A 19,539-nucleotide genomic window follows, 5' to 3' on the forward strand; every position below is an offset into this window, starting at 1 on the left:
TGATTGCGGCGCCATTGGATGATGGATGGCAGCACATGGAACTAGAGGTATGGACACCCCTGCGAAGAGGCTTCCACAGAGGCCTTTGTGAGCTCAGTAAAAGCAACTTGTCAGTGATTTAAACTAGGCTTTGGGCTGTAATCACAGGTTTTTTGCTAAATCTTGTGTCGTGAACTTAGGCTGCCCATGAAGCTACATCCTGAAGTTTTTGACAGAAATTTATGATTATGATAAAATAATTATCTTCGCGATTAATTCCATACCTATCTCCAAAACCGCTAGCCGTCAGCAATTTGAGGCTGAGATTTCAAGCGTGCTGCCGCGCGACCCAGCCTTGGTGCTCGTCACCGATCTCGATGGAACCCTGTTGGGCGGTTCACCTGAAAGCCGCCGCCAGCTCTATGGCTGGTTGGCGGATCAACGCCAGGAGGTGTTGCATATTTTCTGTACCGGTCGGGACCGTCGGGCCGTGCGCGCCATGCTGGATGGTGGAGTTCAGCCGCCGCCGCCAGCGCCCCATCTGGTGATCGGGGATGTGGGCTGCACGGTGGCCTGTGGCCTCAGCCTGGAAACCGTGCCGATGGCCGTCGATCCGATCGAGGCCCAGTGGAAGGTTGTGGCCCCTTTGGTCGATGGTTGCCTGGACGGGGTCGCCGGGCTCAAGCCCCAGGCCCAGCCCCCCGAGCGCCGTTACGCCTTCAACTACGAACCCGAAACGTTTGATCCCTCCATTCTCGCCAGCCTGGAGAGCCTGGGGGTGGATTGCCTGCTCTCCGATAATCAATTTCTCGACCTTCTTCCGGCTGGAGTGAACAAGGGCTCCACCTTGATGCGCTTGCTCCAGCTGCTGGACCTTCCCCCCGAGCGTGTGGTCACAGCCGGTGACACACTCAACGATCTCTCGATGTTCGAAACCGGTCTCAAGGGGGTCATGGTGGGAAATGCCGAGCCCAAACTCCGCGCCCTCCATCCCGAACTCAAGAACATCTACCTGGCTCAAGACCATGGCTGCGCAGGAATCATCGAAGGTCTGCGTCACTTCGGCATGGTGGCCCCCGATTGAGCCGGTCCAGGCTTTATTTAGGCCAAGATATAAGGCCAAGGCTTAAAGCCACGGCTCAAGGATCAGATAATTCACTGTCATCGCGGTTGATCGTCACTCCGAACGGAGCGAACAGGAAAACCAGTTCGCTCAGTCGTTCTTGATGGCCATTCAAGGCGTAGACGCCACCGGCCACGAAGTCCGCGGAGCGCTGGGCCTCCTCGGCAGACATGGAACCGAGATTGAGCAGCACCGTTTTGCGCTCACGCACCGCATGAACGGCATCGAGGACGTCTTCGAAACGCAGCGGTTCCATCAAAACCACCTCCGGAGGCAAGTCTGGGAACCGGCTCATCGCCACAGGGTGCCACGCACAGCCAGAAGCGACCAGCACCAAGGCTGAGCCTGTCGGGTCGCTTATAGATCAGGCAGAAAGTCTTCGCTGCGGAGATCGGGGCGCCGCTTCAGGGCGAACAGGGTGCCGGCGTTGCCCCGGCAAACCCGCAGCTCCTGATCCAGCACTGTCATGTCGAGCCAGGCGGGAGTGCTCTGCTGCACTCGGCGGAACAGTTGCAGGCGCTGATCACCGAGGCGTGGACCAAGCCAGCCCCCCTTCTGGAAGGACACGTTGACCCGCTGGTTACCCACCACCTCAAGGCTTGCCTCGACGCCGATCGCCGTCAGACCAGCGAGAGGACCGGCCGGCCGCAACAGATTCATGCCACGGCCCAGCTCCGGCCGCAGCACCTGCAGATTTTCCAGCCAGGGCGCCACCATTAGATAAGGGAGGCTGCTGCTGCTCCAGCGCAGCTCCCAGACCCCTGCCAGCGGAGCGCGGCTATCGGCGAGATCCGCTGGTTCCTCTTGCTCTAATGCCTCGATGAGCTGTTCCATCTGCCGGTCGGTGCACCGGCCTGGAGTGGCCATGGCCTGCAGCAATTGATCACGGTTTGACATGGCATCGGGCCTGGATGGTAAAGGTCAGGTGAAGATCGCAAGTTCAAAGACCTGGAATGCCAAAAGGTCGCTGGCGAGTTGTAGGGTGATTGCGGTTCATAGACCTCTGGCTAGCTCACAACTGGGCTAGAGCCCTCGACGGATCAGTTCAAGTTTTTTTACGTTACATGACAATTTACATAGGCAACCTTTCGTTCGACGCCGAACAAGAGGATCTCCGTGACCTTTTCAGTCAGTACGGAGAGGTTCGCCAGTGCAGCCTGCCCCTCGACCGGGAAACCGGCCGTAAGCGTGGTTTCGCCTTTGTCGAGCTGGCCAATGATGCCGAAGAACAGAAGGCCATCGACGATCTGCAGAACGTCGAATGGATGAACAGGATGATCCGGGTGAACAAGGCTGAGCCCCGTGGTGGCGGCGGCGGCGGCGGCAGCCGTGGCGGCGGTGGCGGCTACGGCGGTGGCGGTGGCGGTTACGGCGGCGGCGGCGGTGGCCGCAGCCGTTACTGAATTCGTCCAAGACATTCCCCGGTGCCATTGGAACCGAGTTCTGAATTCAGGCTTGTCTTACCTCGATAGATTGGCCTGAAATCAGGTTCTGTTTCTTGTCGTAATCCGCTCAAACCCCGCTTTGGCGGGGTTTTTTTATGGCCGCAGATGGCCTGCCTAACGCTCAGGGTCGATCGCCAGGCAGCAGGTAGGCGGCCCCTGCCGCCACGATCACCAGCGCCAGCAGGGGGGCTTCCTGCCAGCGGGCATAGGGAGTGAGGCCGCTGAGTACGTCGAGCTTGAAACGGGCGGTTGCCGCCTGTCCGGCAGGCAGCCGGCGCCGCACCTTCCCCTGACTGTCGATCACCTGGCTGGGACCGGTGTTGGCGGAGCTCACCAGCCAGCGGCCTGTTTCTATCGCCCGCAACTGAGCCAGCGCCGAGAACTGAGCCTGGAGCAGGAGCGGATAGGGATCGAGGTTGGCGGAGGCCAGCAGCCAGCCGGCACCGTTCCGGCTCGCTGCTGCCAAGGCCTGACCATCGGAGAGCTCGTAGCAGATGGCCACCCCAATTGCGCCCTCGGGCCGCGGCAACAGGCGTGAGCGTGCGCCTGGCTCCACTCCACCGACGGCCGATAGGCCGCTCCAGCGCCAGAGCCGCGCAAGCGGTACCCACTCACCGAGCGGAACCAGTCGGTGCTTGTCGATCCAGCTGCTGGCCACCAGTTGATCGGGACCAAAACGCAGCACGCTGCTGCGCAGTTCCTCGCCCTCCTGGCGAAAACCGCCGCTGAGCACCTCAACCGGCTCCTGGCTGGGCAAGTTCTGGCCCAGCACCAGCGACCCTTCCGGCAGCAGCAAGGGCCCCAGACCCTCCTGGGCAGCCTGCTGGCGGGCAGCAGCCAGCTGCTCAAGCAGGCGTCGTTGCCGGCCCGGTTCGAACTTCTCCCGGGTCGGCACCGCCGGCTGCAGCACGAGAACCTCGACCGAAGCCCCCCGCTCGGCTCGAGCGGGGGGCAGCTGACTCCACCCCAGCAGATGCAACGCCGCGGTCAGGGTGGCAAAGCCAAGCCACCAGCTCCGATTGCCGCTTCGCCGTCGCCCCACCTTTGCCGCCACTCTCGCCGCAGCCGTCGCCTCAAGGGCCCGCCAGAGCAGCCAGGCGATCAAGAGCTGGGCCGCAGCCACCAAGGCGGCCCCACCGAGGGCCCCCAGGCCGGCCAAGGCCCGATCTCCCGGCAGGGGGGAGGTTCCCAGGCCGATCCAGAACAGGGGGCTGCGCGATAACCAGACTTCTGCCAGCCCCCAGATCGCTGCCGTCAGCACAGCCGTGCTCCACCGCCTTGGCCCCAGCCAACGCACCAGCACCGACCAGAGCGCCACCAGGATGGCCGCCGCCAGACCGCAACCCAGCCAGAGCGCCAGGCACACGGGCAGGCTGAGCGGCAAAGGGATCCCCACCCAATCGAGTGGGTGCAGCCACAACAGCCAGCGATGGCTCGCCAGCACAGCCGTGCCCCCCCACAGGCCCGCCGCCCAGACGCCGGCGCCGAGTCCTTTCCTGCCCCGCGCTCCGGAATCCCGCAGTGACTGCCCCCAAAGCGGCACCAACGCCAGCCAGAGCAGGGGTGGCCAGCCCAACGGGGCCAGGCTCAGTCCAGCGAGGGTCCCGGCCAGGGCCGCAACGGGTGTGGAGACCACCCAGCCAGGTTGCCGGTCATCGCCCATGGCTTGGTGCCGAACCGTTGACCATGATTAAGGACCGCCAAACCAACTGTCGCCATGGACCGGGACAACCTGCTGCAACAGCTTCTGCTCCGTGGACTTGGCACCAGCTCCTTGGTGGCAGAACGTCTGCGCAGTGTGACCCAGGGCTGGGTCAGCAGTGGCCAGTTGGATCCCGCCCAGGCCACCACCTTGGTCGACGACGTGATGCGAGCGCTGCGGGGCGATAACCCCGAACTGGAGAAGCAGGCCGGTCGTCAGATGGAGCGCAACATCGACCACTTTCTCCAGGACGTGGGCTTGGCCCGCCAGAAAGAGATCGATGAGCTGCGTGGTCGCATCGACCGCCTGGAGCAACAGCTGCGAGCCAGGCGGGAGTCGGAGACCCCCGATGGTTGAGCGACCTCTCGCTGGCTGCGAGGGGCAACTGGCAGAATCAATTCTCCTTGAGGTTGACCCGGTGCGATGCGCGACATCCTGATCAGTACGACCGTCTGCGTGGCCTGTCTGATGGTGGCCCTGTTCAGCCAGATTCTGGCGCCCAGCAGCGTTGACGCTTCCAGCTCGACGCTGGGTGCTGACCAAATCGCCCTCCAGGCGGTGTCCCAGGCAGCCGTCCAGACAGCTGCCGTAAGACCCGCAGCTCAAGCGGCGGTGGCCACCGCCCCTGAACGCCTTGAACTCGACCCCGACGATCCCAACCCCACTCTTTTCACGATGGCTCCTGAATCCGTTGCACCTGAAACCATGTCCAGTGACAGCAACGACCTGGCCCAGGCGGCCAATCTTGGTGGCGAGATGGTGGCAGCCAAGGAACGGATCACGGCAAGCGGGCTGCGGATCACCGATCTGGTAGTCGGCGAGGGCGATGGGGCCAGCAGCGGCCAGACCGTGTCGGTGAACTATCGCGGAACTCTGGAAGATGGCACCGAATTTGACAGCAGCTATGGGCGTAACCAGCCCTTCTCCTTTCCCCTCGGTGCCGGTCGTGTGATCAAGGGCTGGGATGAGGGCGTTGATGGCATGAAGGTGGGCGGCAAGCGCAAGCTGGTGATTCCGCCGGATCTGGCCTACGGCGAGCGTGGGGCTGGCGGCGTGATTCCGGCCAATGCCACCTTGATCTTCGAAGTGGAGCTCCTCGGCGTCGGCCGCTAACGGCTAGGGGGGCTACCAGGCAACATCAACCTGAATCAATTGTTACAATGGAGGTGGGCGGTGTGACCCGTTTCCAGACCTCTTTCCAGTGTCTGGCCTGCCTGCAGATCGCGATCCTGGCGCCCGGGCCCTGGCGTTCACGCCCCCGCCGCTTTCCCTGAATTTCCTCTTCGAACCCCATGACCTTTCAGCTGCCGGCGCTTCCCTACGAACTCGACGCCCTTGAGCCCCATATCTCCCGCCAAACCCTTGAGTTCCACCACGGCAAGCACCACGCCGGCTACGTCACCAACCTCAACAAGATGGTGGAAGGCACCGATCTGGATGGCAAGGGTCTTGAAGAGGTGATCCTGGCGGTCGCCGGTGACGCCGGCAAGGCAGGCATTTTCAACAACGCGGCCCAGGTCTGGAATCACACCTTCTACTGGCAAGGGATCAAAGCGGGTGGCGGCGGTGCTCCCAGCGGAGCCCTTGCCGACAAGATCTCCGCCGATTTCGGCAGCTTCGAGGAATTCGCCACCCAGTTCAAGGCGGCCGGTGCCACCCAGTTCGGTAGCGGCTGGGCCTGGCTGGTGCTCGATGGCGGCACCCTGAAGATCACCAAGACCGCCAACGCCGACCTTCCCCTCGCCCATGGTCAGAAGGCCTTGCTCACCATGGATGTCTGGGAGCACGCCTACTACCTCGACTACCAGAACCGGCGTCCTGATTACATGACCACCTTCCTCGACAAGCTGGTCAACTGGGACTTCGTGGCCGCCAACCTGGCCGCCGCCTGATCCAGACAGCGATTCCGGTGTTGCTCCTTCAGCATCGTCTCAACCCTGTTTTGATGCCTCCGCTCCGTCGGGGGCTTTTTTTTGATCCGCTGCGGAGCCGCTTTCGCTGGCTGCTGCAGCGGGTCTTGCCGCCGGCCGCACGGCGGCTGGGGCGATCCACATCGCATCGCCATAGGAAAAGAAGCGGTAGCCCGCCGTGATCGCTTCGGCATAGAGATCCAGCAAGCGCTGGCGACCGAGCAAAGCGCTCACCAGCAGCAGCAGTGAACTGCGCGGTAGGTGGAAGTTCGTGAGCAGACCCTCCACCACCTGGAAGCGGAAACCGGGCTGGATCACTAGGTTCACCGGTCCCTGGTAAGGGGTCAGCACCCCGCCATGGAGCGCTGCGACCCCTTCGAGGCTGCGCACGCTGGTGGTGCCGATCGCGATCACCCGCCGTCCCCGCCGCCGGCAGGCCGCCACGGCCTCCACGGCTTCGGGGCTCACCTCCACCCATTCACTGTGAAGCTCCAAGGCCGTGAGGTCTTCGTCTTCGACGGGGCGGAAGGTGCCCAGGCCCACATGCAGGGTGATCCGGGTCAGCTCGACGCCCCGATCGGCGAGGGCCTTCAGCAGGGCATCGCTGAAATGGAGGCCGGCCGTGGGGGCGGCCACCGCTCCGGGTCTGCTGGCGTAGCGGGTCTGATAGCGCTCGTCGTCGCTGGGATCGTGTGCGTGGATATACGGCGGCAGCGGGATTTCGCCGTAGCGCTGCAACAGGCCTTCCATCGCCGCCGCCGTGTCGCGCTCGCTGGCAAAGCGGATCACCCGGCCGCCGCTTGGCCCGTCCACCCCGACGACCTCCACGGCCAACGGCGGTTGATTCTCGGCTTCGAGTTGCAGGATCTCGCCTGCCTTGAGCCGTTTGGCCGGTCTGGCCAAGGCCCGCCAGCAGCCATCTCCGAGGGGATCGAGCAAAAGAAGCTCCACAGCTCCGCCACTGGCCCGGCGGGCTTTCAAGCGGGCCTTGAGAACGCGGGTGTCGTTAACCACCAGCAGATCGCCGGGTTCCAGCTCCGCCTGCAGATCCCAGACCTGCAGGTGACGGGCCGAGCCGTCGGGCTCGACCGCCAGGAGCCGGGAGGCGTGGCGGGGCTCCACCGGCCGCTGGGCAATGCGCGACTCAGGCAGATCGAAGTCGTAGCTGGAGAGTCGTAGGTCGGGGTGGAGATCTCCGTCTTCAGGCGCTGCGCTCACGTCAGAGGGCCAGGCTTTCCGGGTCGGTTTCGATCAAGGCGGCAAGATCCTTGAGGAAGGCCGCGCCGTGGGTGCCATAGATGACCCGGTGGTCGGCGGTGAGGTTCACCTGCATCTGGCGCTTCACCGAGATGGAGCCGTCGCTGGCCGCCACCACGCAGGGCCGCGAAGCCGCCACAGCCAGGATGGCGCCGGTGCCCGGCGGCAGGATGGCATCAAAGCGATCGACGCCATACATGCCCAGGTTGGAGAGGGTGAAGGTGCCGGTGCTGTACTCGGCTGGCTTGAGCTGTTTGGTGCGGGAGCGGGCCACCAGGTCGGCCCAGCTGCGCGAGAGGGAATAAAGGTCGGTTTTGTCGGCGTTGGCCAAGACGGGCGTGAGCAGGCCACCGTCATCCATGGCCACCGCCACCGCCACATTGACGCTGGCCGGATAGGCCATGCCGGCCTCGCTGTAGGCCGCATTGACCTGAGGATGGCGAGCCAGGACAACCGCCACGGCCTTGGCCAACAGGGCCGTCATCGTGACCCCCTTGGCCTTCACCTGCTTGTAGAAGGCATCGAAGCGATCGGTGGTGATCGTGTAGCCGACGTGGAAGCAGGGGACGGTCAGGCTGGCCGCCATGTTGCGGATGACTGCCTGCTGCAGGGTGTTGAAGGCCACGGTCTCGCCGGGGCTGCCGAAGGCCTGGCCCAGAGGTGCCGCGCCCGCTGCCCCTGCGGCGGAGGCTCCGTTGCCTGCCAGCGCAGCGGTGGCAGGTGCGTAGGAACTGCTGCCTTCCGATACCCGGGGCACGCTCAGCGGCTGGCCGCTGGCCCGCTCCACGTCCTCGGCCTGGATGCGGCCATGGGGGCCGCTGCCGCGCAAACTTTCCAGGGCCACGCCGAGCTGCTTGGCCAGCTTCTTGGCCCGCGGTGTGGCCACCAACCGGCCGTTGGCTGCAGTTGTCGTGGCGTTGGACATCTCCGCCACCGGCGCCGTTGCCGGTGACGCCGCCACTGGAGCCACGAGGGCCTTCGCCGCTGGAGCTGGTTCAGCCGCCGGTTTCACCGGGGCCGTTGCCGCTGCAGGCGGCTTGGAGGGTGCCGCAACGGCAGCGGCAGAAGAACTAGGAGCGCTGGCCTGGGCGGCGGCGATCTCGGCCTCCGTTTCGACGATCAGGCCGATTGTTTCGCCCACGGGAGCTGATTCTCCTGCTGGCATCAACACAGCGGCAAGGAATCCCTCCTGGAAGGCCTCCACATCCATGTCTGCCTTGTCCGATTCGACCACCAGCACGGATTCACCGCGGGCAACTGGATCGCCGGGCTTTTTCAGCCACTCGACGATCTTGCCCTCCGTCATGGTGGAGCTCAGGGCGGGCATGAAAATGTCGTGGGTCGCCAAAGTCTTGATCCCAGAAGCTGCCGGCCACGCATTTTACCGGTGAAGGGGCCGTTAGGGGTGGAGCTGCGGCCCCGCTTTGGGCGTAGCCCTGATGGAGGAGGCCCTCATGGAGGTGCTCTCCAAGGGCGACGCCCTCAGAGGGAGATCGACTCAGAGGTCGTGGTCTCAGGGGCGGTGGTCTCGCCTCCCTCGATGGATTCGATCACGCCGTCACGCACCAGCACCGCCACCTGCAGCTTCTGGACCAGGTTGTCGCCCACCCTGATCTTGCAGGTGCCCTCGATTTGGCCCTGGTCAACGATTTGCTCGAACACCAGTTCCCGCACCTGGCGTTGCTGCTCGAGCAGGGTGCGCTTCTGCTCTTCGAGTTCGCTGCGCTTGCTCGCCACCTGTTGTTGCACGGAGCCCACCTGCTCCTGGACGCGCGGGTCGAGCGGATTGAGGCTCTGCCGGCGAATCTCGCTGACCAGTTGCTGACCTTCCTGTTCCAGCTGGGCAAGCTGTTGGTCGCTGTTGCTGACCGCGGCACTGAGTTCCCGCTCGGCATCCTCCTTCCAGCGTGGTGTCACCACGGCACGCACGGTGATCGTGCGTTTGATCGTTAAGGGATGGCCGTCAGTCATGGGAAGGGGGAAGCGTCCCCCAGGCTCTCAGGCCAGCGGTCAATGGGTCAACCAGCAGTCAAGGGGTCAACTGCGGTATAGCGACTCGATGGCCTCAGCATCGCGACTGGCGATCCGATCGCGGCGCTGCTTGAGGGTCTGGGTGAGCAGCCCGTTCTCGATCGTGAACGGCTCCACCAGAGCGACCCCACAGATCCGTTCATCGGAGCGGGAACCGGGGCGAGCGGCCAGCAGCCGGTTGAACTCTCCTTTGAGTGCACGCAGCACCTCGGGGCTGGGCCTCTCTGCTCGGGCCACCATCAGCGCCGCCAACTGGCGACGGTCCTGGCCGACCAGCATCAGCTGCTCCACCAGCGGGTGGGCCACCAGGGCGTCTTCCAGGGGGCCGGGCTCGATGTTTTCGCCACTGCTGAGCACGATCGTGTCCTTGGCCCGGCCAGTGAGCACCAGGGTGCCGTCGGGCATCAGGTGGCCGAGGTCGCCGGTGTCAAACCAGCCCTTGCCATCAAGCACCGCGGCTGTGGCCTCGGGATTACGGAAATAGCCGCCCATCACCTGGGGGCCCCGGCCCAGTACCCGGCCCCGCTCACCCCAGGTCAGGGGAGCGCCGCTCTCGGCATCGACAATCTTCAGGGCCGTGCCGGGCAGTGGTTGTCCGGCGCTGCCGCGGCGGTTGTGCCAGCGCCGCCGGCAGGCCAGCACCGGGCTGGTTTCGGTGAGCCCGTAGCCCACCAGGAGCTCGATGCCGATCGCTTCGAAGAAGCCATCCACGTGCAGGGCCAGGGCACCGCCGCCGCTGATTGCTGTACGCATCACCCCCCCCACCAGTTGCTGGCGCACCTTGGGCCAGAACAGCCGGGAGGCCACGCCATGCAGCGGCAGGCTTGCCAACGCCAGGCTGGCCGCCAGCAGCCGCCGCGCCGGGGGTTCGTTCGTGAGGGTGAGATTGAGGGCCCGCCGGCGCTGCAAGGCATGGAACCGGCTGATGCCCAGGGCCGTGCCGATCAAGCGGCGCCGGGAGGACGGCATGGCAGCGAGGGCATCCTCGAAGCCGGCCAGCAGCGCTTCCCAGAGGCGGGGCACGCTGATCATGTACTGCGGTTTGATCCGCTGGAGATCGCTGCGCAGGTGCTTGAGCGTGGTGTAGGCCTGCTGGCAGCCGCAGGAGAGCAGGAAATATTCGGCCATGCGCTCGTAGGCATGCCAGATCGGCAGCACGCTGAGCGCCCGATCTCCTGGCTGCGGAGACACCGCCACCCCGAGGCTGCCGAGCTGGTGCAGCAGGTTGGCGTGGCTGAGGGGAACCCCTTTGGGGCGCCCGGTGGTGCCCGAGGTGTACAGCAAGGTGGCCAGGCGCTGGGGGCCACCGGCGGGTAAGGCCGGCAGGGGCGCCGCCGCACCCCGCTGTGCAAAGGCGTCCCAGCTCAGGCAGGGCAGCACGGGCCGCACAGGGCCGTCTGTGGTGGGGCTGGTCGGGGCCACAGTCTGACTCACAGCCGGACTGTCCTCAATCACCAGTACGAAGCGCAGCGCTGCCCGTTGCTGGCTGCCTAGATCGAGATCCCGAAGCAGCTCGGACGATTCCACCACCAGGCCAATGGCGCCGGAATTCTCGAGGATGTAACGCAGTTCATCGATTGGCGCCGTGCTTCCCCGAACCGCGTCGGCGGCGCCGGCCCGCATCAGGCCCTGATCGGCCACCAGCCAGCGGGGAGAATTTTCGGCGAAGAGGGCCACCACATCACCGGCCCTCACCCCGAGGGCAGCAAAGGCGGCGGCGGCCTCGCCGATGGCGGTGTTGAGGCCCGTATAGCTGAGGCACTGGGGCGGATGGCTGTGGGGGGCCTCCAGGGCCAGCGCTTCGCCATAGCGTTCCGCCAGGGCCGGCCAGAGCTGCTCGAGGCCGTTCAGGCCGCTCCAGTCATGGCGCGCGGCCAGGGCCTGCTGATCAAGGCGATCGCCCTGCCAGTGGATCTCAGCTCTGCCTTTCACGAAGGATCCCGCTCGGTTGGCCCCTAGCCATATCACCTCCAGAGCCGCTCAGCCAGGGTCGGCGAACGCAGGGTCAAGCCAAACCGGCTGGCCAGCGCTTGCTGGAGCAGGGGTTGCACCTGCTCGGGGAGCAGACCGGGGATCCAGTCGCAAAGGCGGCCTACCGGACGATCAATCAGCCCACAGGGTGCGATGGCGCCAAATCCGCTGAGATCGCAGTTCACGTTCAGCGCTAGACCGTGCTGGCTGATCCAGCGTCGTGCTCCCACCCCGAACGCCGCCACCTTCTGACCCTCTAACCAGACACCGGTCAGGCCCTCGATGCGCTCGCCGGCCAGTCCGAGGACAGCCAAGACATCGAGCACCGCCGCTTCCAGCTCGCGCAGATAGAGGTGGAGGTCGGCGCCATGACGGCTCAGGTTCAGCACGGGATAGGCCACCAGTTGACCAGGCAGGTGGTGGGTGACCTCTCCTCCCCGATCGATCCGGAACAGGGGGGCCGGCGCTGCGGCCGGATCAAAGCGCAGGTGCTGCTCAGAGGCCCCCCGTCCCAGGGTGTAGCAATCGGGGTGCTGCACTAACAGCAAGGCTTCAGGCCCGCTGGAGTCGGCCAGCAGGCGCGCCTGCAGCACCCGCTGCCAGCCCCAGGCCAGCTGGAAGGGAACAATCGAAATGGGATCGAAAAGGATTGCGTCAAGTCGGGAATTCATGCACTCGCCTGCTTAGAATCAAACCAATCGGATCGCTGCAAAGGTGGTTCGATGCAGTTCAATTCGTTGCAGTGGAATTTGATGCAGTGAACGTTGCTCCGGCCGCTTGGGCAGGGGTGATTGCTGTTTCCACTGTTCTTGATGCAGAGGTGTTCGATGAAGCTCTTGATCCACGGACGCAATCTTGAGGTCACTCCAGCCATCCGCGATTACACGCAGGCCAAGCTAAGTCGGGCGATCAACCATTTCGAGGGTCTCGTCCAGGAAGCCGATGTCCATCTCTCCGTCGCGCGCAACCCGCGGGTGACCCAGCAGACGGCCGAGGTCACGGTCTTTGCCAACGGCATGGTGATTCGAGCCCAGGAACGCAGCGAAAACCTGTACTCCAGCATCGACATGGTGGCCGGCAAGCTCAGTCGTCAGCTCAAGCGTTACAAAGAACGTCTCAGCGATCATCATGGCGAAGAGTCTGCCTTGAAGCAGGTTGATCAGCTGGATGATGAGGCCACTGTGGCAGCCATCCAGCCGGGTGATCTGATCGGTGATCGTGAGCCTGCCCTGCCGCCGCCGGCGGTGCGGCGGAAGTATTTCTCCATGCCACGCATGGGCCTGGAGGAAGCCCTCAATCAACTGGAACTGATTGACCACGATTTTTATGTTTACCGCGATAGCAAAAGCGGTGAAATTCAGGTGGTCTATCACCGTAATCACGGCGGTTATGGAGTGATCCAATCCAAGGAGTCCTGAGCTTTTGGCCCGCGATCGCCCTGACCTTGCTCCTCTGATCGATCATGCCCTGCTCGATCCCCACCAAGGTCGGGAGGCGATTGGGCGTTGCTGCGACCAAGCCAGGCATTTCGGCTTTGCCGGAGTGTGCGTGTCCTCCCGCTGGCTGCCGGTTGCCCGGGAGCGACTCGGGCGTGACACCAAGGTGAAACTTATTGGCGTTGTGGCCTTCCCTTTCGGCGCTGTGCCCAACGCGATCAAGCGAGCTGAGGCTGAGGCGGCGGCGGAGGCCGGGGCTGATGAGCTCGATCTGGTGCCGGATTTCGGTGCCCTTGCCGATGGAAATGGCGGCGCCGTCTACGACGAGATTGCTTCGATTGTCGAGCTGGGCCTGCCGGTGAAGGTGATCCTCGAAGCAGGTCGACTGGGGCGCGAAGCCCTGCAATTGCTCGTGGAGGCCTCGATCGACGCCGGCGCCGCCTTTCTCAAGACCGGCAGTGGGTTCGGGCCGGCCGCCACCGCCGAGCAGGTCAGTGAGCTGCGGGAATTGGCGCGTGGCCGTGCCGCCATCAAGGCCTCGGGGGGAATCACCACCCTGGAGCAGGCCTTTGCCTTGGTCGAAGCGGGAGCCACTCGGCTGGGCACCAGCCGGGGGGTGGCCCTGATGGAGGCCCTGCGCCGTCCACCCTCCACTGGTTCAGCGTCCAGCATTCCATCGACGAGCCGCCAGAGCGGGGATGGGCCGGCGTGAGTCCGGACGGGCGGCTTGAGGGCTTGTGCCTCAAATCCGGCCCTCTTGGAGAGAACGATCGCCTACTCACCCTGCTCAGCGATGGCGAAGGCCTGACGCGGCTGGCGGTGCCCGGCGCCCGCAGGCCCCGCAGCAGCTTGGCGGCGGCTGTGCCGTTGTCACTGCTGCAGTTGCAGGTGAGTGGGGGCAGCGGCCTGCGACGGGTTCGTCAGCTCAAGGTGCTGCGCAGCTACAGCCAGCTGGCCCAAAGGCTGGAAACCCTGGCGGTCGCCCAGGCCCTTGCCGAGCTCTGCCTGCAGCTGGTGCCCAGTGGCGATGGGGTGGCCGGGGTCCTCGACGACTTGCTGATGCAGTTGGGTCGCCTGGAGCAGGTGGTCAAGGAACACCAGCCCAACCTCGAGGCCTTGGCGATCGCGGTGCAGGGCAGCGTTCACCTGCTCGCCCTCGGCGGCTACGGCCTGCCGCTGCAGAGCTGCGCCCGCAGCGGCCGTGCGCTGGAGCCCCCCGTGGGGAACTGGGACTGGCGCTGCAGCCTGCTGCCCAGCCTGGGCCTGCTGATTGGGGCCGAAGCAGGTGCCGTGCTGGTGCTTAATGCCTCGGAGCTGGCCCTGTTGCAGCGTCTGCCGCGGCCCGGTCTGCCCCGACGCCGGGACGGAACCCTGATCGGGCCCGAAGGGGTATGGCTGCGGCTGCTGCAATTGGTGGAGGTCTGGGGCGGCGAACACCTGGGCCGCCGCTGCCGTGCCTTCAGCCTGTTGCGCGGCTGTTTCGAGCCATCCACCCGGTTGGCCATGGGCTCTGAGCCATCATTGCCCCGTAACGGTTGACACCTTGAGCGGATACTCCAGACCCACGCCCCCGCCGGGGCCGGCCGATGCCGCAGCCAAACAGGACGAAACCAAGCAGGATCCACCGAAAGGGAAGGAAGGGCTTGAGGCGGTGCTGGCCCTGCCGGAGTTCCGGCGGCTGTGGATCGGGCAGATCTTCTCCCAGCTGGCTGACAGGTTCTACATCGTGCTGATGGTGTTCCTGATCGCCCAGTACTGGGTCACCGACACCCCCCAGGACAACGGAGCTTTGGCCGAGGCTGCCGCCACCCTGCGGCTCGACTTCGAGACCCGCACCCAGATGATCACGCTGCTGGCCACAGGGATCTATGTCGCCAATACCTTGCCCGCCATGCTCCTGGGCACGGTGGCTGGTGTCTGGGCGGATCGCTGGCCCAAGCGTCAGGTGATGGTCGCTTCCAATGCCCTGCGCGGCGGCCTGGTGCTGCTGGCTCCCCTGGCCCTGATTCCTGGCCCCTATCTGTTCGGCCTGAGCTGGGGGTACTGGGGATTGATCGGGATGACGCTGCTCGAATCGGTGCTGACCCAGTTCTTCGCCCCGGCTGAGCAGGCTGCCATTCCCCTACTGGTGCCCAGGCCGCTGCTTTTGCCAGCGATTTCTCTGTATCAGGCCACCAGCATGGGTGCCACGATCGTGGGCTTTGCCCTGGGGGATCCGGTGCTGCGGTTGCTGCGCAACGGCTTCGCGGCGATCGGGATCGGCGGCGGCGAGTTCGTGCTTTTGCCGCTCTGCTACGGGCTGGCGGCTTTTTCGATCAGCACCATTTCGATTCGCGAAACGCCGCGGCAGGAACGCGGAACCAGCGTCTGGAGTGAAATTGCCCAAGGACTGGACGTCTTGCGCGAGCGGCCCCGCCTGCGCAGCGCCATGCTCCAGCTGGTGCTCCTATACAGCATTCTTGCGGCGCTTTACGTTCTGGCGATCAGCCTGGCTTCAGCCATCCAGGGCCTCGGGCCCACCCAGTTCGGAACCCTGCTGGCGATGAGCGGCGTGGGTATGGCGGTGGGCGCCCTGGCCGTGGCCCAGCTCGGTCAAGGCCTGCGCCGCCGGCTGATGGCCACCTCCGGACTGGGCATGATTTCGTTCAGCCTGGTCCTGCTTGGCCAGGTCACCGGCAACTTGGTGCTCACCCTGGCGCTCTGTGCATTGCTTGGTATTGGTGCTTCGCTGCTGGCGATCCCGGCCCAGACCACCATCCAGGAAGACACGCCAGAGCCCCTGCGCGGCAAGGTGTTCGGCCTGCAGAACAATCTGATCAACATCGCGCTCAGCCTGCCGCTGGTCCTGGCGGGAACGGTGGTGAGTCGTTACGGGCTGCTGCCGGTGCTCTGGATCCTGGCGGCAATCGCCGCTGTCGCGGCCCTGCTGGAGCAGCCCTGGCGTCGCTGCTAGCGTTCAGTTTCAGAAGAGCGGGGCAGGTGGCTCATATCGCCTGGCTGGGCAAGAAATCCCCTTTCTGCGGCAACGTCTCCTACGGCCTCTCCACCACCGAGCGGCTCCAGCAGCTGGGCCACCGCATCAGCTTCATCCACTTCGATAATCCGTCATCTGGCCTGGGTTTTGGCTGGGATGGCCTGCAACTCGAAGGCCGCCAGACCCGAGGCAGTGCTGAGAGCCGATCCAGTGCGGTTGGCCGATCGGAGGGCGACAGCGGTGATGTGGCCTTGCCCTATCTGGTCAAATCCCAGGCCTACACGATCCCTTCGCCCGGAGCGCAACGGGAGCTGCGCGAATCGCTTGAACAGCTCAAGCCTGACCTCGTCCACGCCAGCCTCACCCTCTCGCCGCTGGATTTTCGGCTGCCAGACCTTTGCCAGCATCTGGGTGTGCCGCTGGTGGCCACCTTCCATCCGGCTTTTGATGCGGGCCTGCGCAACCTGTCGGCCGGTACCCAGCAGCTGACCTATCAGATCTATGCACCGACCCTGGCCAAGTTCGACCGGGTGATCGTGTTCTCCGATCGGCAGGCCGAGCTGCTCGCCCGGCTGGGGGTGCGCGAGGAGCGGCTGGCTGTCATCCCCAACGGGGTGGACACCGACCGTTGGCAACCTGCCCCCACCGGCGCGATCACGGCCGAACTCGCCCAGTTGCGCAGGCGGTTCCAAGGTCGTCGGGTGTTCCTCTACATGGGCCGGTTGGCCACGGAGAAGAACGTGGAGGCCTTGCTGAAGGCCTGGCGGCTGGTCCGCCCCCAGGGCTGCGTACTGCTGATCGTCGGCGATGGCCCCCTGCGCGGGTCACTGATGGCGAGCTCCGACGACCCCGATGTGGAGTGGTGGGGCGATGAAGCCGACTGCGACAAGCGGGTGGCCCTGTTGCAGCTCACCGAGGTCTTTCTGCTGCCGTCGCTGGTGGAGGGTCTGTCCCTGGCGTTGCTGGAGGCGATGGCTTGCGGAACGGCCTGTGTGGCCACCGATGCCGGCGCTGACGGTGAGGTGCTTGAGGGCGGCGCTGGCATCGTGATCAGTACCCAGGGGGTCACGACCCAACTGCGCACCCTGTTGCCAGTGTTGCGGGATCAGCCGGTCCTGACGGCCGCGCTCGGAGTCCGTGCCCGCGCCCGCGCCCTGGAGCGCTACACCCTCGGGCGCAACATCGCAGCGCTCGAATCGCTGTATGCCGAGCTGGTTCCCTTGCCATCGCTGGCGGCCTGAGTCTGGCCTCGGGCGGGTTGCTCAGCCGAGCATCGCGGCCTCCAGTCGGCTGCGGATCACGGCGGTGAGCTGGTCGACTGCGGTCCGGCGATCCGAGCGATAGAGCCCGAACTGATCACCCACCTCGATCGACTCCCCCACCACGATCGTCACCCGGCGCGGCCCCAGCGAGGGGGGCGCTTCCGCCTGGGGACTACGGATCCAGGCGATCGCCCCCCAGAGGATCAGCAGCAGCTCGCCGTAGCGGTCGATGCTGGGTTTTTCAGCCACATAGGAGCCGCTGATCGAGGCAAACTGCTCCGCCAGCCGCATGTGATTCATTTGGATGGCGGCTTCCTGGGCGCTCCAGTCGGCCAGGCTGAGCTCAAGGGCGGAGCTGCCCTCCAGATCGTCGCGGTACATGGCTTGCCAGCCCGCCTGCTCGATGCGGTGGCAGCGCTCCACGATCGAGCCCTTGGGCCGTAGCTGGAAATGGGCCTCAGCCTGCGCCAGGGCCCGCTCCCGCAGGCGCACGATCCTGGCCTGAAAGGCGGGTTCTTCGGCGCTGCTGGGCGTTTCTGTCTGCCCTGGGGGCTGGTCAGTGGGCTGCACTGGGGGCTGGCCGTAGAAAGCTTCCAGCTGGCCAAGCAGTTGTTCGGCCAGGTGAATCAGACGGCCGTAGCGCCGCTCGGGTTCTGCTGCAGCCCCGGTTGCTGGGAGTCCCAGCAGGTCTTCCATCCGGCCCAGCAGCTGATCGATCCGGTTCCAGTCGCAAGCCACCAGGTGGTATTGCAGCGCCACCGGCACGATCACGACCCGTTCGTCACGCCCCGCGGCGGCGAGATCATCGCAGCACCAGAAGGCCATCTGGGCCAGGCCGGGTTCAAGCGGGCCTAGCAGTTCCCCGTGGTTGTTGGTGCCCCCTTCCGGCGCGATCGCCAGCGGGAAGGGGCCATGGGCGCACAGGTTGCGGGCCGTTTTCAGGGCCCGGCGATCGAGCCTGCCGCGCTTGATTGTGATCCCGCCCAGTTTCGAGAGCATCCAGCCGGCCGTCTGGCCGGCCCAGAGCGGAATGCCCCTGTCGTAGAGGAACTGGCCGTGCACGGGCTGCGCCAGGGGCAACTTCAGGCGCCGGGCCGCCTTGGGTACCTCCTTCCAGACCAACTGGGCCATCACCAGCGGGTCGGTGGTGGAGGGATGGCGAAAGGCGATCAGGAGCCGGATCCGGCCGGCCTGGGCATCGGCGAACAAGCGGGCCAGGGGCTCGGACCCGCAAACCTCCACAGCCCGGACGCCGCGCCAACGCAGCAACAAGGGCAGCGCCAACCGGGCCAGGCGATGGAACCAGGGGGTGTAATCCGGTGGGATGAAGCGAAGGCCGGGCTGGACGCCCTGGATCGCGGCGCTGGGCATGGGGTTCCAAAGGGCAGCGTCAGGGACTGGGAAACAGGACGGGGGGATCGGAGCAGCGGTTGTCCGCGGTTGACTCAGCCGAACCGGGGGCGCTCCAGCTGAGGACCAGCTGGTCGGCCTCGGTGCTGCCTTGGGCTGGGAAACCAGGCAGAAAATCCTTATCGGTGGCCGGGCTGTAGGGGCCCTGTTTGATCTCCAGCATCACCGAATCCGGCTGCAGTGCCACCAGGGTGTGGAACTGGCGATCGAGCAGCAGCAGGCCGATCGCCCCCTGCAGCACAACGAGACACTCAAAGGCGGCGGCGGGAGCGGAGCGCAGGTGACAGTGGGGCCTCACGTAGGTGCCGGGCTGCAGCCTCTTATCGAACAAGGCCTGATCGAGCCGCTTGAGCATCAGGCCAGCTGCTTGGCGTAGCGATCGGACACCACCGGCCAGTTCACCACCGACCACCAGGCGTCGAGGTAGTCGGCGCGGCGGTTCTGGTACTGAAGGTAGTAGGCGTGCTCCCAGACATCGTTGCCGAGCAGCGGCGTGCCCCGCCCTTCTGGCAGGTCCATCAGCGGGTTGTCCTGGTTGGCGGTGCTCACCACCTCGAGCGTTCCCTTCGGATTGACGATCAGCCACACCCAGCCCGAGCCGAAGCGCCCTGCTCCCGCCGCCTTGAAACTGGCCTGGAACGCCTCGAAGGAGCCGAAATCGCGATCGATCGCTGTCAGCAGCTCGGGCGATGGTGCTCCGCCCTGGCCGGGCGACGTCAGCGAGGCCCAGAAAAAGCTGTGGTTCCAGTGGCCGCCGGCGTTGTTGCGCACCGCGTTCGAGCGCCGCGACGGCCGCTTCAGCAGCGCTTCGAGCTCCAGGCCGCGCAAGGCCGGTTCCGCTGCCACGGCCGCATTCAGGTTGTTCACATAGCCCTGGTGATGGCGGTCGTGGTGAATCGCCATCGTGGTGGCCTCAATTGCCGGCTCTAGCGCCGCGTTGGCGTAGGGCAGGGGCGGCAGCGAGAAGGCCGCATCGGCGGCCTGGGCCATCGGGGCTGGTGCGAAGGCCAGCAACAGGGCCAGCAGCCAGGACAGGAGC

General features: G+C 65.4%; 21 protein-coding genes. 10 read left to right on the plus strand and 11 right to left on the minus strand.

Annotation, left to right across the window (positions count from 1 at the left end; translation table 11 throughout):
• The first annotated feature begins 337 nt into the window (after positions 1–337).
• Positions 338–1,063: an HAD family hydrolase gene (locus BM449_RS10220; protein WP_233831324.1), complete on the plus strand. Its 726-nt coding sequence runs from the start codon at positions 338–340 to the stop codon at positions 1,061–1,063.
• 55 nt (positions 1,064–1,118) lie between these two features.
• On the opposite strand, the gene BM449_RS10225 is transcribed toward BM449_RS10220, so the two are convergent.
• Both BM449_RS10225 and BM449_RS10230 read right to left on the minus strand, forming a co-directional pair.
• Positions 1,119–1,436: a cell division protein SepF gene (locus BM449_RS10225; RefSeq protein WP_233831326.1), complete on the minus strand. Its 318-nt coding sequence runs from the start codon at positions 1,434–1,436 to the stop codon at positions 1,119–1,121.
• Positions 1,437–1,459: 23 nt separating this feature from the next.
• Positions 1,460–1,999, minus strand: a complete 540-nt coding sequence (locus BM449_RS10230; protein ID WP_071801128.1) for a PAP/fibrillin family protein — start codon at positions 1,997–1,999, stop codon at positions 1,460–1,462.
• Between the two features lie 167 nt (positions 2,000–2,166).
• Here BM449_RS10230 and BM449_RS10235 point away from each other — a divergent pair, with 167 nt between their 5' ends.
• Positions 2,167–2,505, plus strand: a complete 339-nt coding sequence (locus tag BM449_RS10235; protein WP_071801129.1) for an RNA-binding protein — start codon at positions 2,167–2,169, stop codon at positions 2,503–2,505.
• A 163-nt stretch (positions 2,506–2,668) separates the two neighbouring features.
• Here the strand turns inward: BM449_RS10235 and BM449_RS10240 are convergent, their stop codons facing one another.
• Complete coding sequence (locus BM449_RS10240) at positions 2,669–4,210, minus strand: apolipoprotein N-acyltransferase (protein ID WP_071801130.1); 1,542 nt, start codon at positions 4,208–4,210, stop codon at positions 2,669–2,671.
• Positions 4,211–4,264: 54 nt separating this feature from the next.
• Between BM449_RS10240 and BM449_RS10245 the strand changes: the two genes are divergently transcribed.
• The 3 genes from BM449_RS10245 (at position 4,265) to BM449_RS10255 (ending at position 6,141) form a co-directional block, all read left to right on the plus strand.
• Positions 4,265–4,606 (plus strand): hypothetical protein, encoded by a 342-nt coding sequence (locus tag BM449_RS10245; protein ID WP_071801131.1) that lies wholly within the window; start codon positions 4,265–4,267, stop codon positions 4,604–4,606.
• A 66-nt stretch (positions 4,607–4,672) separates the two neighbouring features.
• On the plus strand, positions 4,673–5,362 hold the full coding sequence (locus BM449_RS10250; RefSeq protein WP_071801132.1) for an FKBP-type peptidyl-prolyl cis-trans isomerase: 690 nt from the start codon (positions 4,673–4,675) through the stop codon (positions 5,360–5,362).
• A 179-nt stretch (positions 5,363–5,541) separates the two neighbouring features.
• Positions 5,542–6,141 carry a superoxide dismutase gene (locus BM449_RS10255; protein ID WP_071801133.1) on the plus strand — a complete coding sequence of 200 codons (600 nt, stop codon included), beginning with the start codon at positions 5,542–5,544 and terminating at the stop codon, positions 6,139–6,141.
• Positions 6,142–6,180: 39 nt separating this feature from the next.
• Here the strand turns inward: BM449_RS10255 and queA are convergent, their stop codons facing one another.
• The 5 genes from queA to lipB form a co-directional block, all read right to left on the minus strand.
• Complete coding sequence (queA, locus tag BM449_RS10260; RefSeq protein ID WP_083544510.1) at positions 6,181–7,377, minus strand: tRNA preQ1(34) S-adenosylmethionine ribosyltransferase-isomerase QueA; 1,197 nt, start codon at positions 7,375–7,377, stop codon at positions 6,181–6,183.
• A gap of 1 nt (position 7,378) precedes the next feature.
• Positions 7,379–8,764: a dihydrolipoamide acetyltransferase family protein gene (locus tag BM449_RS10265; RefSeq protein ID WP_071801134.1), complete on the minus strand. Its 1,386-nt coding sequence runs from the start codon at positions 8,762–8,764 to the stop codon at positions 7,379–7,381.
• Positions 8,765–8,898: 134 nt separating this feature from the next.
• Positions 8,899–9,387: a YlqD family protein gene (locus BM449_RS10270; RefSeq protein WP_071801135.1), complete on the minus strand. Its 489-nt coding sequence runs from the start codon at positions 9,385–9,387 to the stop codon at positions 8,899–8,901.
• Between the two features lie 66 nt (positions 9,388–9,453).
• On the minus strand, positions 9,454–11,379 hold the full coding sequence (locus BM449_RS10275) for an AMP-binding protein (protein ID WP_071801136.1): 1,926 nt from the start codon (positions 11,377–11,379) through the stop codon (positions 9,454–9,456).
• A 32-nt stretch (positions 11,380–11,411) separates the two neighbouring features.
• Entirely contained in the window at positions 11,412–12,089 is a 678-nt protein-coding gene (lipB, locus tag BM449_RS10280; RefSeq protein ID WP_071801137.1) for a lipoyl(octanoyl) transferase LipB, read from the minus strand.
• A 156-nt stretch (positions 12,090–12,245) separates the two neighbouring features.
• On the opposite strand from lipB, the gene raiA reads away from it, so the two are divergent.
• The 5 genes from raiA to BM449_RS10305 all read left to right on the plus strand — a co-directional run bounded on the left by raiA (position 12,246) and on the right by BM449_RS10305 (position 17,069).
• On the plus strand, positions 12,246–12,836 hold the full coding sequence (gene raiA / locus BM449_RS10285) for a ribosome-associated translation inhibitor RaiA (protein ID WP_071801138.1): 591 nt from the start codon (positions 12,246–12,248) through the stop codon (positions 12,834–12,836).
• Positions 12,837–12,840: 4 nt separating this feature from the next.
• Positions 12,841–13,566, plus strand: a complete 726-nt coding sequence (deoC, locus tag BM449_RS10290) for a deoxyribose-phosphate aldolase (RefSeq protein WP_071801139.1) — start codon at positions 12,841–12,843, stop codon at positions 13,564–13,566.
• On the plus strand, positions 13,563–14,393 hold the full coding sequence (gene recO, locus BM449_RS10295) for a DNA repair protein RecO (RefSeq protein ID WP_071801140.1): 831 nt from the start codon (positions 13,563–13,565) through the stop codon (positions 14,391–14,393). Before deoC ends, recO begins: the two co-directional genes overlap by 4 nt.
• A 112-nt stretch (positions 14,394–14,505) precedes the next feature.
• The gene (locus tag BM449_RS10300; protein ID WP_233831328.1) at positions 14,506–15,807 is read left to right on the plus strand and encodes an MFS transporter; all 1,302 of its coding nucleotides are present in this window, start codon (positions 14,506–14,508) and stop codon (positions 15,805–15,807) included.
• Between the two features lie 26 nt (positions 15,808–15,833).
• Positions 15,834–17,069 (plus strand): glycosyltransferase family 4 protein, encoded by a 1,236-nt coding sequence (locus tag BM449_RS10305; RefSeq protein WP_071801141.1) that lies wholly within the window; start codon positions 15,834–15,836, stop codon positions 17,067–17,069.
• Positions 17,070–17,090: 21 nt separating this feature from the next.
• On the opposite strand, the gene BM449_RS10310 is transcribed toward BM449_RS10305, so the two are convergent.
• Genes BM449_RS10310 through BM449_RS10320 form a run of 3 tightly spaced genes read right to left on the minus strand, consistent with a single transcriptional unit; the run spans position 17,091 to position 19,490 of the window.
• Positions 17,091–18,461: a 1-acyl-sn-glycerol-3-phosphate acyltransferase gene (locus BM449_RS10310; protein ID WP_071801142.1), complete on the minus strand. Its 1,371-nt coding sequence runs from the start codon at positions 18,459–18,461 to the stop codon at positions 17,091–17,093.
• A gap of 19 nt (positions 18,462–18,480) precedes the next feature.
• Positions 18,481–18,855 carry a hypothetical protein gene (locus BM449_RS15235; RefSeq protein WP_071801143.1) on the minus strand — a complete coding sequence of 125 codons (375 nt, stop codon included), beginning with the start codon at positions 18,853–18,855 and terminating at the stop codon, positions 18,481–18,483.
• Entirely contained in the window at positions 18,855–19,490 is a 636-nt protein-coding gene (locus BM449_RS10320) for a superoxide dismutase (RefSeq protein ID WP_233831330.1), read from the minus strand. Before BM449_RS10320 ends, BM449_RS15235 begins: the two co-directional genes overlap by 1 nt.
• Positions 19,491–19,539 lie beyond the last annotated feature (49 nt).

The sequence above is a fragment of the Synechococcus sp. SynAce01 genome, from assembly GCF_001885215.1.
GTDB classification, from domain to species: domain Bacteria; phylum Cyanobacteriota; class Cyanobacteriia; order PCC-6307; family Cyanobiaceae; genus Regnicoccus; species Regnicoccus frigidus.